A 12,565-nucleotide genomic window follows, 5' to 3' on the forward strand; every position below is an offset into this window, starting at 1 on the left:
GCATCGCCCGGGACACTGATCCCGGCGACGCCATCAACGGCACACAGGGGGATTTTCGTCTTGCCATTCACTTTCCGCTTTCCCCGCATCCCGGGTTTGCCCACGACGGCCACGGCACCGTTCTGTCCTTCCGAAGTGGCCGGTACCGTCAACGTGCCGCGTGGTGCTTCTGTTTGGCAGAAGCTGCGCATCTACGTCGGCCCCGGGCTGCTAGTGTCGATCGGCTATATGGATCCGGGCAACTGGGCCACGTCCATCCAGGCGGGTTCGCAGTTCGGTTATCAGCTGCTGTTCGTTGTAATGCTCTCCAGCCTGGCTGCCATCGTGCTGCAATGCCTGTGCGCGCGGCTGGGCATCGCTACCGGCAAGGATCTGGCGGTGCATTCGCGCGAGCACTATCCGCCCGCCGTGGGCAAGGGCATGTGGGTGCTGGCCGAACTCTCCATCATCGCCTGCGACCTGGCCGAGGTGCTGGGCTGCGCGCTGGCCTTCAACCTGCTGCTGGGGGTGTCGTTGCCGGTGGGCGTGCTGCTGACCGCGCTGGATACGCTGATCGTGCTTGGCTTGAAGGGCAGGGGATTCCGCCAGGTCGAAGCCATCATCCTGGGCCTGGTCATCACCATCGCCGCCTGCCTGCTGGCGCAACTGGCCTTCGTCAAGGCGGACTGGCACGAGGTAATGCAGGGCTTCGTCCCCTCGCTGCAGGCTATTTCCAGCCGCGAACCGCTGTACCTGGCCATCGGCATCATCGGGGCCACGGTGATGCCGCACAATCTCTACCTGCATTCCTCCATCGTCCAGACCCGCAGCGTGCAGCGCGATCCGGCTTCGCTGCTGGAGGCGGTGCGCTATACGCGGGTCGATACCACGGTGTCGCTCCTGATCGCCATGGTCATCAACGCCACCATCCTGATCCTCGCGGCTTCGGCCTTCCACAAGAGCGGCAATACGCAGGTTGCCGAGCTCGATCAGGCCTACCACCTGCTGGACCCGATTACCGGCTCGGCCATGGCGGCCATTCTGTTTGGGGTAGGCTTGTTCGCCTCCGGACAGAGTTCGACCTTCACCGGCACCATCGCCGGACAGGTCATCATGGAAGGCTTCCTCAAACTGAAGATTCCCTGCTGGCAGCGCCGCGTCATCACCCGCGCGCTGGCCCTGGTACCGGCGCTGATCGGCGTGCTCACGCTGGGGCCGCATTCGGTAGGCAAGCTGCTGGTCGCCAGCCAGGTGGTGCTGTCGCTGCAGCTGCCCTTCGCCATGTATCCGCTGATCCGCCTCACCAGCCGCCGCGATCTGATGGGCGACCTGGTCAACCGCTGGTGGGTGAGTGCATTGGCCTGGCTGCTCTTCGTGACCATTTCGGCGGCCAATGTGTGGCTGGTGTGGCAGGTGTTTGCCGAGTAGTACAAGCTCATTTGCACATCAAAATATCATGATTGAACTGGATTTTCAGGTTAATGATGATAGTATGGTGTGTATATGAAGACTTCCTGCACACTTCAAGTTCATATCGACGGGGCCTGGCGGCAGGCCGGTGCGTTGTCGTTGACTGCGCCGGTCGAGCTGGGCATGGCGGCCTCGACTTACTTCAGCTATGACGCCGTGCACGCCATCGATTACATGGGCAGGCGCGATGCTGCGGCCTTGTCGGTGAACGTGCCGGTGGGGTTGGAGAGCCTGAGCGAAGCGCGCTGGCCAGCTTGCCTGATCGATCTGCTGCCGCAAGGTTACGGCCGTGGCGAGCTGTTGCGCCAGCTGGGGCTGGATGAACGCGCCGAAGCCAGCGCCGACTGGCCGCTGCTGTGTGCGGGCGCGGGCAACCCCATCGGCAACCTGCGCGTGCAGGAAGCCTGGGAGTGGGCGCAGGCGCGCAGCGGACCGCAACTGCGCGGCTTTGCGATGGATGACATCGCTGCACGCTCCGAAGACTTCAATGAATACCTCGCCCAGCATGGCTTGTTCCTGGCGGGCTCGTCGGGGGTACAGGGCGAGTGGCCCAAGATCCTGCTCACCCGTGCCCGCGATGGCCTGTTCTACCTCGACCACGCCTTGCCCGATGAGCAGGCCGAGCGCCATTACATCGTCAAGTTCGGACGCGGGCCCGACCCGGATCTGGCCGACATCCTGCGTCTGGAGGCCCCCTACATGCAGCTGGCGATGCACTTGGGCCTGAAGGTCCACGGCGCGCTGCAACTGCATGGCAAGGCCTTGTTCATCCCCCGTTTTGACCGCGAAGTGCGCGGGACCGAAATCGTACGCCACGCACAGGAAAGCATTGCTTCCCTGTGCGGCGTGACGGGCTTTGCGGCCATCCCGTCGCACAATGTTGTCTGCGCCAGGCTGGGTGAAGTCGCCACCGATCCGCTGCCCGAGATCATCGAATATCTGAAGCGCGACATCGCCAACATCGTCCTGCGCAACAAGGACAATCACGCCCGCAATACCGCCATCCGGCGCGATGCACAGGGGCGGATCAGCCTGACGCCGCTGTTCGACTTCGCCCCGATGTGGCTGCATCCGGATGGCATTGCACGGCGCATGCGCTGGGAACGCGACGATGGGGGCTCACCGCAGTGGGCCAGGGTCATCACGCAGGCCTGCGAAGCCGCGCAGATCGAACAGGAACCGGTCAGATCGGCCTTGCGCGAGATGGCGTCGCCGCTGGCGGACCTGCTGCCATATGGCCGCAGCCTGGGTATCGAAAGCACCTTCCTCGACCCGCTGGCCGCCACCGTGGACCAGGTACGGGCACAGCTGGAGGCGCTCTGAATGGACAAACGCTTCAAGCCCCTGACCGCCATCGAGCAGATGGAAGAGCGCCGCGCACTCTTCGACGAACTGGCCGCCGATCCCACGCTGCCGGTGCCGGCGGTGGTCCGCAAGATCCGCACCACCTTGCGCCTGACCATCGCCGAATATGCCAAGGTGTGCGGCGTATCGGCCCGTACCCTGCAGGACATCGAACGCGGTGAGTCCAGTCCCACCCTGGCCACGGCCGACAAGCTGCTCAAGCCGGTCGGCATGTGCGTCGGTGCCGTCATGCGCAAGCGTCCATAAAAAAAGCGACCTGTCGCCAGGTCGCCTCATCGTTTCATCTCACTGCAACGTCATCAATTCTTTGCCATCGCCTGCTGCTTGCCGCTGCCCGGCTCCAGCACCACCGTGCAGGTCAGCCCCGAGGCCAGCAAGACGTTTTCCGGCACCTTGTCCAGGTGGATGCGCACCGGGATGCGCTGGGCCAGGCGTACCCAGTTGAAGGTCGGGTTGACGTCGGCCGTCAGTTCGCGGCTCTGCGGGTTGTCGCGGTCATAGATGCCGCGGGCGATGCTGTCCACGTGGCCTTCCATGGATGCGCCGTTGATCAGCTGGATCTTGGCGCGGTCGCCGATCGACAGGAGCGGCAGCTTGGTTTCTTCGAAATAGGCATAGACCCAGAAGGAGTGACTGTCGATCACCGCGATCTTGGCTGCACCGGCGGCCGCATAGTCGCCCCGGCGCACGCTCAGGTTGGTGATGTAGCCATCCACGGGCGAGAAGACCTTGGTACGTTCCAGGTTCAGCTTGGCCGTATCCCGCTGCGACAACGCGGCCTGGTATTGCGCCTGCGCTCCCTGGAATTGGGCCTGGGCAGCTTCCAGCTGGGCTTGCGAGGCGGTGACCTGGCTGCCGGCATCTTCACGGGCTTCGCGCGAGACCACCAGCGCATCCACGTCGGCACGGCGGCGGGCTTGCGCACGGCGCATGTTCAGGTCGGCGCGGCGCGCTTCCACTTCCGCCTTGCGCACGTCCAGATCGGCCTTGCGCGCCGTGACGGCAGCCTCCGCCTGCTGCAGCGCCAGCGTGTAGCGGGCCGGGTCGATTTCCATCAGCAGGTCGCCCTTCTTGACCAGCTGGTTGTCGCGCACCGGCAAGGCCACTACCTGCCCCGAGACATCGGGGGCGATATTGACCACGTCGGCGCGGACGCGGCCGTCACGGGTCCAGGGGGAATGCATGTAGTGCTGCCACAGGCTCCAGGCCAGCAGGATGGCCAGCAGGAAGATGGCCGTGGTGATGAGAACGCGGAAGATCGATTTGACCGGCATGATGAACTACTCCTGATTGTTTCTTTATCTTTTCGTAGGGGATGGGTACGCAAGGAAGTGCGGTGCGCTAGCGATACACCGCCAGCCCCAGCAAGGACGCCAGGCAGACGAACAGGCTGACCCGGAACAAGGCTGGGTGCCAGGTCAGCTCGTAGAAGCCGAAGCGCACCAGCACGCGGTCGGCCAGCATGGCCAGCACGGCGGCTACCACCGCCAGCAGCAGGACGGTCGGAATATAAGCGTCGAAGAAGGAAATCTCACGTGGCATGGCGGGCTCCCGTTGTGTTGTTCTGGCCCCCGGCGCGCATGGTGTGCAGCGGTGATTGCTCGTCCAGCAGGGCGGTACGGATGAAATGCAGGTAACTCAAGGTGCGCTGCAGGCGATGGCGTTCGCTGCGTTCGCGGTAATGCGGACCGATGGCGGCCTGGACTTCGGCGATGGTGGCATCGTTGGCTGCCAGCGCCGCCGACAGTGTGGCCGCCGAGGGCTGTGCAAACAGCGCCGGAATGGCTTCACGCAGACGGTTCAGGGCGGCATAGGCAGAGGCTGGCAGCAGGTCCGGGGCCTCCGAGCGGATGCCCTGCAGCTCGTTGCGCAGTTCGATGATGGCGTGGCCCACTTCCAGCGTGGCAAACATCCAGCCCAGCGCCTTCTGACGCAGCAGGGGACGGCTGCTGGTGAACATGGTGATCTGGTGCATCAGGTCGCGGGTACCGCTCTCGAACTTCAAGGCCAGATGCGCCAGCTTGCCGAAACAGGCATCGACCACCTGCTTGCGCAACTGCTTTTCCAGCACGCGCACGGTCCAGTCGGTGGTCGGCGGCAAGAGCAGCATGAAGGCCACGGCTGTCACGATCAGCGATACCACCAGCGCCACGGATTCGTTCAGATAACCGGCCGCATTGAAGTGCGCAAAATTGTCCGGCACCGCCAGGAAGGGGAAGAAAATGCAGATCCCCAGGCCATAACCTGCATAAGCGGGTCGGGTGGTCAGGTAGACTGCCAGCATCAGCACCGGCATCAGCGCGCTGGCCAGCATCCAGTAGCCATCCAGGCGCGGCAGGATATGGAAGGTGTAGAAGTAGCCGGCTACCGCAGCAAACAGCACGCCAATGGCCACCGTGCGGGTCGCCTTGGCCGGATCGGGCGCGGCCGAGGTGATGGCACAGAAGGCAGCGGCATTGAGCACGGCCACATCGCCGCTGGGCCAGCCGCTGACGATCCAGAACGCGGCCAGGGCCAGCATCACGATGGCGGCGCGGGCACCGGCAATCAAGGCAGTAGTCATGCTGGTCTTGGGGGCATAGGAATGCTCCCATTGCTCGCGCTCGTGGTGGCGCTGGGTCAACGAGGCATAGGTCAGCGTGTAGGCGTGCAGTTCCTCGATGACGCGATAAAGCAGTTCGGACGCCGTATCGAAGTCCAGCATGGCGCTGTCGCTCTGGCACTGCTCGGACAGCGTATGGCGCGTGGCCCGCACGCGGCGCGGCAGTTCCCGCTTGTATGCGTCCAGCTTCAGGGCCGCATCGGCGGCGTCCAGCGCGCTCATGACCGGCTCGCCGCTGGCGCGGGTGAGCAGGGGCTGCACTTCGCGGTAGTAGGGTGAAATGGCCTCGATCACCACCCGGGCACTCGGCGCCGGGTTGGCATGCAGCCGGTTCATCAGCTGGTGCAGCGCATGCACGCGGGTCGACAAGGCCATGAACTCGCTGTTCATGCGGGAGAGGCGGCCACTGCGCAGGCGCACTTCGGGGTCCTCGAAGATGGCCGAGCTGCGCATGGCTTCCAGGCCGATGATGTCGCCCACGAAGCGGGCATTGGTGGCCTCGAGCTGCTTGCGGTCGGCGGTGCCGCCCAAGGTCGCACTGACCATGTCGACGAAGGCGGTGAAGCGGCCGCGGATGATGCGCACCAGTCCGGGGGCGCTGGCCTGCGGGAATACCAATGCGCTGACCAGGCCCACGCAGACGATGCCGACCATGATCTCGCTGACCCGCGTCATCACCGAATCGAAAGTGACGGCCGGGTGCAGGGCCGAGGGCAAGCCGATCAGCGCCACCGTATAGCCGGAGAGCACGAAGCCATAGGAACGAAAATTACGGTTATGGGCCGAGCCCACGGTACACAGGCCGATCCACAGTGCCGAGGCCAGCAGGAACAGTTCCGGGGTCTGGGCAAACAAGCCGACGAAGACCACCACGGCGGCTGAACCGACCAGCGTACCGATGACGCGATAGAAGCTCTTGGCCAGGATCATGCCGCTTTGCGGCTGCATGACGATGAAGACCGTGATCAACGCCGAGCGCGGCGATTCCAGATCCAGGCCGTAACCGATGCCCAGCGCCAGCAAGCCGGCGAAGACCATCTTGAAGACATAGACCCAGGTCGGCGCATCACTGCGCCACCAGTCGGTGGCCGCCTCGCGCAACTGGGCTTTGATGGAAAGGGCGGGGGTGTTCATTGTGCCGCCACCTTGGCCGGTGCTTCATCCTCGATGCCGCCGCCCAGTGCGGTCTGCAGGGCCGCAAAGGCCGCCAGGCGCTGTGCCTGCAATTGCTGCACGATCTGTTGCTGGCGCAGCCATTGGGTCTGCGCATGCAGGATGTTGAGATAGTCGGTCAGGCCACGCTGATAGGCGCGGGTGGCGATGTCGACGTTCTTCTGCGCCGCCTGCACCGATTCCTGCGCCTGCTTCTGCTGGCGTGCCACCGACTGCAGGGTCACGACCTGGTCGGAGATGCCTTTCAGGGCTTGCGAGAGCAGGGCGTTGTAGTGTTCCACCTCGATGTCATAGCCGGCACTGGCCGCCCCCAGCTGGCCGCGCAGGCGTCCGCCTTCGAAAATGGGCAGCGAGATCGCCGGACCGTAGGTGGTTTGCAGATTGGGGGCCGAGAGGAACGAGAACAGCCCGCCACCGGCGGCGGCGGGGCCGATGCCGGCCAGCAGGTTGATGTTGGGATAGAAGGCTGCCTTGGCCAGCGAAATGCCCTTGGCGGCCGCTTCCACACGCCAGCGGGCGGCGCTGATGTCAGGGCGGCGGCCGACCAGGTCGGCCGGCAGCGCACTGGGCAGGCCGAGCGAGGTCTGCAGTTGCATGGTCGGCCGCGTGATGCCGTCGGCAGCACCGGGGCCGGCACCGAGCAGCGCGGCCAGCTGATTGCGGATCAGGGCAATGTTTTCCTGCAGGGCTTCCATCTGGCGGCGGGTTTCCGGCAGGGGGGATTCGGCCTGGGTGATTTCCAGCTGGGTCCCGAGGCCGCCCTTGAAACGGCGCCGGGCCAGGTCGAGGATCTTCTGTTCTTCCTTGAGCATGGCCTCGGTGTTGTCCAGCAGGCCGTACTGCAGCGCCAGTTGCACGTAGGTGCGCACCACATTGCCTTCCAGCTCGAGCTGGGCGGCACGGGCGTCGGCGGCCACGGCGTGCATTTCATCCTGGGCACGCAGGGTGGTGTTCTTGTTGCGGTCCCACAGGTCGACGTTGTAGGACAGACCCAGGGTCGCGGTGTTGTTCCAGGTCAGCTTGTCGCGGAAGGCCGCGCCGTAATAGACGTTGTCGGACCAATCCTTGCGGCCGACCGACACGTCCAGCTGGGCACTGGGCAATTCACCGGCATGGGCGACGACGGCCATCGACTGCGCCTGGCGCACGCGGGCAGCTGCCACGGCCATGCTGGGGTTGCCGGCGACGGCCCGGGTCACCAGCTGGTTCAGTTGCGCATCGCCATAGGCTTGCCACCAGGCACGCTGCGGCCAGCCGGCTTCGCTGGCGGCCTGGCGGATGGCCTGGCCGGCGTCCAGCACGGCGACGTCGCGCAGCTGGGCCTGCGGCTGGATGCCGCCCTGGTCGGCACAACCGGCGATTGTCAGCGAAAGCGCAATGACGGTCAGCGCGGGCAGCTTGGAAAAGGCGATACGTGTCATGGAATTACCCAAAAAAATGCAAATATCAGAAGTTGTGTATTCTATTTTGTAATTATTCTCGAAAAAATCCGCTATTTCGCAATTGTTTATATCAGTTGCAGCAACAATGATTGCTCAATTCTGGGTAACAATGCTGTCATGGCGCAGTGTGTCCGCAGCGGCAAGTTCGGCCAGACGGACGCCTGCGCTCAGTACAGTGATAGGAAAACGATGGATACCCTGCAAAACATGCGCGTCTTCGCGCGCGTGGTCGAGGCTGGCAGCTTTACTCAGGCGGCCCAGCAGATGAGCCTGACCACTGCCCATGTTTCGCGCGCCGTGGCCGATCTGGAGCGGCATCTGCGCACCCGCCTGTTGAACCGTACCACGCGCCGCATTGCCCTGACCGAAGCGGGCGAGCGATATTTGCTGCGTTGCCAGCAGATCATGGCCTATGTGGACGAAGCCGAGGCCGAGGCCAGCGCGGCCTACGTGAAACCCTCCGGCCGGCTGCGCATTCACGCCATGACCAGCCTGGGCCAGCGCTACGTGATACCGTCGATCTCGGGCTATCACAAGCGCTATCCGGAGGTGGCGGTGGAGCTGACGCTGGCGCAGCGCATCCCCGACATGCTGGAAGAGGGTTACGACGTCTCCCTGGTGGTGGCGCGCGAGCTGCCCGATTCCGGCCTGATCTACCGGCAGCTGGGCAGTACTTTCAGCATCCTTTGTGCCTCGCCCGCCTATCTGGATAAATACGGACTGCCGCAGCATCCCGGCGATCTTCTGAACCACGCCTGCCTGCAACTGGTGAGCCCCATTTCTCCGCTGATCGAATGGGCGCTGGAAGGGCCGGAAGGCCAGACCGTGATCCCCGTCAGGAGCAATTTCCAGGTCAACGTGGCCGAAGCCATGCTCACCGCCGTGCGAGAAGGGATGGGCATCGGCGTGCTGCCCATTTATTCGGCGGTGGACGCGTTGCGCGCTGGCACCATCGTGCGGGTGCTGCCGCAGCACCGGCTGCAGAACATGGGGGTGTATGCGCTGTATCCTTCACGTCAGTACCTGGATGCCAAGATCAGCACCTGGGTCGACTGGATGCACGAAACGGTAGACAAGACCTTGCAGGAAGACCATCAGGCATTGGAACGCCTGGGCAGTCTGCGCGAGGAAATGCAGGGCCTGGCCGCACGCGGCGGCACGTTGGCCTGATCAATCGAGGGGAATGCGATGGCATGGCTGGCGGTCGGGATGGGAGCAGCGCTGGGCGCCTGGTTGCGCTGGCGCATCTCCGTGGTATGGAACGTGGACGGGCACTTCGTGCCGCTGGGCACGCTGGCGGCCAACTGGATCGGGGCCGGCGTGATCGGTTTTCTGGTCGCCTATTTCGAGCAGCATCCGGCATTGGCACCGGAATGGCGGCTGTTCGCCGTGACCGGCGTGCTGGGCGGGTTGACCACGTTTTCGACCTTCTCGGCCGAGTCCATGATCCTGCTGCAGCGGGGCGATTACCTGTGGGCCATCGGGCACTCGGGCCTGCATCTGCTGGGCTCTGTCGTGCTTTGCGTTTCCGGGTTTGCAAGCTATCGCGCTTTGGCTGGATGACTACTTTGAGCGACATGATGCAGATCAAAACAGACGGCACGATCATTGCTTGAAAATCGCAGGCGCTGGCCCAACTTTCATCTCATTGAAAAATTGGAGCGAACCATGCGTCTCGACAAACTCACCACCAAATTGCAGGAAGCGCTGGCCGACGCGCAATCCCAGGCAGTCGGCCACGACAATCAATATATCGAACCCGTTCACCTCATCCTGGCACTGCTGAACCAGGATGACGGCGGCGCGCGCTCGCTGCTGCAGCGCGCCGGCGTGAATGTGAACGGTCTTTCCACTGCCTTGCAGGCGGCCGTCAAGCGCCTGCCGCAGGTCTCCGGCAACGGCGGCGAGGTGCAGGTCGGCCGCGAGCTGGTGGCCCTGCTGAACCTGGCCGACAAGGAAGCGCAAAAGCACGGCGACCAGTTCGTCGCCAGCGAAATGGTGCTGCTGGGCCTGGCGGACGACAAGTCCGACGCCGGCCGTGCCGCCCGTGAAAACGGCCTCACCCGCAAGTCGCTGGAAGCGGCCATCAAGGCGGTGCGCGGCGGCGCTTCCGTGTCTTCGCAGCAGGACGAAGGCCAGCGTGAAGCCCTCAAAAAGTACACCCTGGACCTGACCGAGCGTGCCCGCGCCGGCAAGCTCGATCCGGTCATCGGCCGCGATGATGAAATCCGCCGCGCCATCCAGGTGCTGCAACGGCGCAGCAAGAACAATCCGGTGCTCATCGGCGAACCCGGCGTGGGCAAGACGGCCATCGTCGAAGGCCTGGCCCAGCGCATCGTCAATGGTGAAGTGCCGGACAGCCTCAAGTCCAAGCGCGTGCTGTCGCTGGACATGGCCGCATTGCTGGCCGGTGCCAAGTACCGCGGCGAATTCGAGGAACGCCTGAAGGCCGTCCTGAAGGAAATCGCCCAGGACGAAGGCCAGACCATCGTCTTCATCGATGAGCTGCACACCATGGTCGGCGCCGGCAAGGCCGAAGGCGCCATGGATGCCGGCAACATGCTCAAGCCGGCCCTGGCCCGCGGCGAACTGCACTGCGTGGGCGCCACCACTTTGGACGAATATCGCCAGTACATCGAGAAGGATGCCGCTCTGGAGCGCCGTTTCCAGAAGATCCTGGTGGATGAGCCCAGCGTGGAAGCCACCATCGCCATCCTGCGCGGTCTGCAGGAAAAGTATGAAGTGCACCACGGCGTGGACATCACCGACCCGGCCATCGTGGCGGCTGCCGAGCTGTCGCATCGCTACATCACCGATCGCTTCCTGCCGGACAAGGCCATCGACCTGATCGACGAAGCCGCTTCCAAGATCAAGATTGAGATCGACTCCAAGCCGGAAGTCATGGACAAGCTCGACCGTCGTCTGATCCAGCTGAAGATCGAACGTGAAGCCGTCAAGCGCGAGAAGGATGAAGCCTCGCAGAAGCGCCTGCAGCTGATCGAGGAAGAAATCGAGAAGCTGGAGCGCGAATACGCCGATCTGGAAGAAATCTGGAAGGCCGAGAAGTCCACTGCGCAGGGCGGCCAGCAGTTGAAGGAAGAAATCGAGAAGGTGCGCCTGCAGATGGAAGAGGCCACCCGCAAGAGCGACTGGCAGAAGGTCTCCGAGCTCAAGTACGGCAAGCTGGCCGAGCTGGAGGCCGCGCTGGAAGTGCAGAACAAGAAGGATGCAGCGGGCGTCAAGGCCGAGAAGCCCAAGCTGGTCCGCACCCAGGTCGGTGCCGAGGAAATCGCCGAGATCGTGGCGCGCGCCACCGGCATCCCGGTCTCGCGCATGATGCAAGGCGAGCGTGAGAAATTGCTGCACATGGAAGACGTGCTGCATGAACGTGTGGTCGGCCAGGACGAAGCCATCGTGGCCGTGTCCGACGCCATCCGCCGTTCGCGTGCCGGTTTGGGTGACCCCAGCAAGCCGTATGGTTCGTTCATGTTCCTGGGCCCGACCGGGGTGGGCAAGACCGAGCTGTGCAAGGCGCTGGCCTCGTATCTCTTCGATACCGAAGAAGCCATGATCCGCATCGACATGAGTGAATTCATGGAGAAGCACTCCGTGGCCCGCCTGATCGGCGCGCCGCCGGGCTATGTTGGCTACGAAGAGGGGGGCTATCTGACCGAAGCCGTGCGCCGCAAGCCCTACAGCGTGATCCTGCTGGATGAAATCGAGAAGGCGCATCCGGATGTCTTCAACGTCCTGCTGCAGGTACTCGACGATGGCCGCATGACCGATGGCCAGGGCCGTACCGTGGACTTCAAGAACACCGTGATCGTGATGACTTCCAACCTGGGTTCACACAAGATCCAGAGCATGGAAGACAGCGATCCGGCCTTGGTGAAGCTGGCGGTGATGGCTGAGGTGCGCACGCACTTCCGCCCGGAATTCATCAACCGGGTGGACGAGATCGTGGTCTTCCACGCGCTGGACGCCAAGAACATCGGTGCCATCGCCAAGATCCAGCTGCGCATCCTGGAACAGCGCCTGGCCAAGCTGGAAATCGGCCTGCAGATCAGCGAGGCTGGCTTGCAGAAGATCGCCGAGGCCGGCTTCGATCCGGTCTACGGGGCGCGTCCGCTCAAGCGTGCCATCCAGCAGGAGATCGAAAACCCGCTGTCCAAGCAGATCCTGGCGGGCAAGTTCGGTCCCAAGGACGTGGTCCACGTGGAGGTGCAGAACGGCCAACTGGCCTTCAGCAAGGGCTGAGACCCCTGGTCTGCCTGGTCTTGCGGCCGGGCAGACCAGCTCCCTCATGAAAGTGAAGGTCCTGGTATTCAGGGCTGACAAGCGGCGGGACATGTGTTCATGTCCCGCCGTTTTTTCATGAATTTGCGCCAGCAAAAGCGCAAGCAGGGCGGCCTGGCTTGCACAGGTGTCCGTAAAAGTTGTAATACATTTACAATAATTGGCGAAATGGCACTTCTCCACGCCCAGTGCGGCTCTTGGCGAGGTTGACGAGCGTGCTTTATTACGCCGCATCGCA

Annotated in this window: 10 protein-coding genes; 6 read left to right on the top strand and 4 right to left on the bottom strand. The window is 63.6% G+C overall.

Annotation, left to right across the window (positions count from 1 at the left end; translation table 11 throughout):
* Positions 1–60: 60 nt before the first annotated feature.
* The 3 genes from JOD78_RS01135 to JOD78_RS01145 all read left to right on the top strand — a co-directional run bounded on the left by JOD78_RS01135 (position 61) and on the right by JOD78_RS01145 (position 3,060).
* On the top strand, positions 61–1,407 hold the full coding sequence (locus JOD78_RS01135) for an Nramp family divalent metal transporter (RefSeq protein WP_121039824.1): 1,347 nt from the start codon (positions 61–63) through the stop codon (positions 1,405–1,407).
* Positions 1,408–1,482: 75 nt separating this feature from the next.
* Positions 1,483–2,772, top strand: coding sequence for a HipA domain-containing protein (locus JOD78_RS01140; RefSeq protein ID WP_209569094.1), 1,290 nt, complete (start codon positions 1,483–1,485; stop codon positions 2,770–2,772).
* On the top strand, positions 2,773–3,060 hold the full coding sequence (locus tag JOD78_RS01145; protein WP_121039830.1) for a helix-turn-helix transcriptional regulator: 288 nt from the start codon (positions 2,773–2,775) through the stop codon (positions 3,058–3,060).
* A gap of 53 nt (positions 3,061–3,113) precedes the next feature.
* Here JOD78_RS01145 and JOD78_RS01150 read toward each other — a convergent pair whose 3' ends face one another.
* The 4 genes from JOD78_RS01150 to JOD78_RS01165 all read right to left on the bottom strand — a co-directional run bounded on the left by JOD78_RS01150 (position 3,114) and on the right by JOD78_RS01165 (position 8,010).
* Positions 3,114–4,088: an HlyD family secretion protein gene (locus JOD78_RS01150; RefSeq protein WP_121039833.1), complete on the bottom strand. Its 975-nt coding sequence runs from the start codon at positions 4,086–4,088 to the stop codon at positions 3,114–3,116.
* A gap of 67 nt (positions 4,089–4,155) precedes the next feature.
* The gene (locus tag JOD78_RS01155) at positions 4,156–4,356 is read right to left on the bottom strand and encodes a DUF1656 domain-containing protein (protein ID WP_039788384.1); all 201 of its coding nucleotides are present in this window, start codon (positions 4,354–4,356) and stop codon (positions 4,156–4,158) included.
* On the bottom strand, positions 4,346–6,550 hold the full coding sequence (locus JOD78_RS01160; protein ID WP_039788382.1) for an FUSC family protein: 2,205 nt from the start codon (positions 6,548–6,550) through the stop codon (positions 4,346–4,348). Before JOD78_RS01160 ends, JOD78_RS01155 begins: the two co-directional genes overlap by 11 nt.
* A complete protein-coding gene (locus tag JOD78_RS01165; protein ID WP_209569092.1) occupies positions 6,547–8,010 on the bottom strand; it encodes an efflux transporter outer membrane subunit in 1,464 nt (487 codons plus the stop codon). The genes JOD78_RS01160 and JOD78_RS01165 overlap by 4 nt, the downstream gene beginning before the upstream one ends.
* A gap of 210 nt (positions 8,011–8,220) precedes the next feature.
* Between JOD78_RS01165 and JOD78_RS01170 the strand changes: the two genes are divergently transcribed.
* The 3 genes from JOD78_RS01170 (at position 8,221) to clpB (ending at position 12,288) form a co-directional block, all read left to right on the top strand.
* Positions 8,221–9,201: a LysR family transcriptional regulator gene (locus JOD78_RS01170; RefSeq protein ID WP_039788379.1), complete on the top strand. Its 981-nt coding sequence runs from the start codon at positions 8,221–8,223 to the stop codon at positions 9,199–9,201.
* Between the two features lie 18 nt (positions 9,202–9,219).
* Positions 9,220–9,594, top strand: coding sequence for a fluoride efflux transporter CrcB (gene crcB, locus JOD78_RS01175; RefSeq protein ID WP_209569090.1), 375 nt, complete (start codon positions 9,220–9,222; stop codon positions 9,592–9,594).
* A 105-nt stretch (positions 9,595–9,699) separates the two neighbouring features.
* Entirely contained in the window at positions 9,700–12,288 is a 2,589-nt protein-coding gene (gene clpB, locus JOD78_RS01180) for an ATP-dependent chaperone ClpB (RefSeq protein ID WP_121039845.1), read from the top strand.
* The last annotated feature ends 277 nt before the right edge of the window (positions 12,289–12,565 follow it).

The organism is Herbaspirillum sp. 1130 (assembly GCF_017833835.1).
GTDB lineage: Bacteria > Pseudomonadota > Gammaproteobacteria > Burkholderiales > Burkholderiaceae_D > Herbaspirillum > Herbaspirillum huttiense.

Bases quoted from the DNA above. Each gene is read 5' to 3' on its own strand.
- JOD78_RS01140 (WP_209569094.1), top strand. From the start codon at position 1,483: ATGAAGACTTCCTGCACACTTCAAGTTCATATCGACGGGGCCTGGCGG.
- JOD78_RS01145 (WP_121039830.1), top strand. From the start codon at position 2,773: ATGGACAAACGCTTCAAGCCCCTGACCGCCATCGAGCAGATGGAAGAG.
- JOD78_RS01150 (WP_121039833.1), bottom strand. From the start codon at position 4,088: ATGCCGGTCAAATCGATCTTCCGCGTTCTCATCACCACGGCCATCTTC.
- JOD78_RS01155 (WP_039788384.1), bottom strand. From the start codon at position 4,356: ATGCCACGTGAGATTTCCTTCTTCGACGCTTATATTCCGACCGTCCTG.
- JOD78_RS01160 (WP_039788382.1), bottom strand. From the start codon at position 6,550: ATGAACACCCCCGCCCTTTCCATCAAAGCCCAGTTGCGCGAGGCGGCC.
- JOD78_RS01165 (WP_209569092.1), bottom strand. From the start codon at position 8,010: ATGACACGTATCGCCTTTTCCAAGCTGCCCGCGCTGACCGTCATTGCG.
- JOD78_RS01170 (WP_039788379.1), top strand. From the start codon at position 8,221: ATGGATACCCTGCAAAACATGCGCGTCTTCGCGCGCGTGGTCGAGGCT.
- crcB (WP_209569090.1), top strand. From the start codon at position 9,220: ATGGCATGGCTGGCGGTCGGGATGGGAGCAGCGCTGGGCGCCTGGTTG.
- clpB (WP_121039845.1), top strand. From the start codon at position 9,700: ATGCGTCTCGACAAACTCACCACCAAATTGCAGGAAGCGCTGGCCGAC.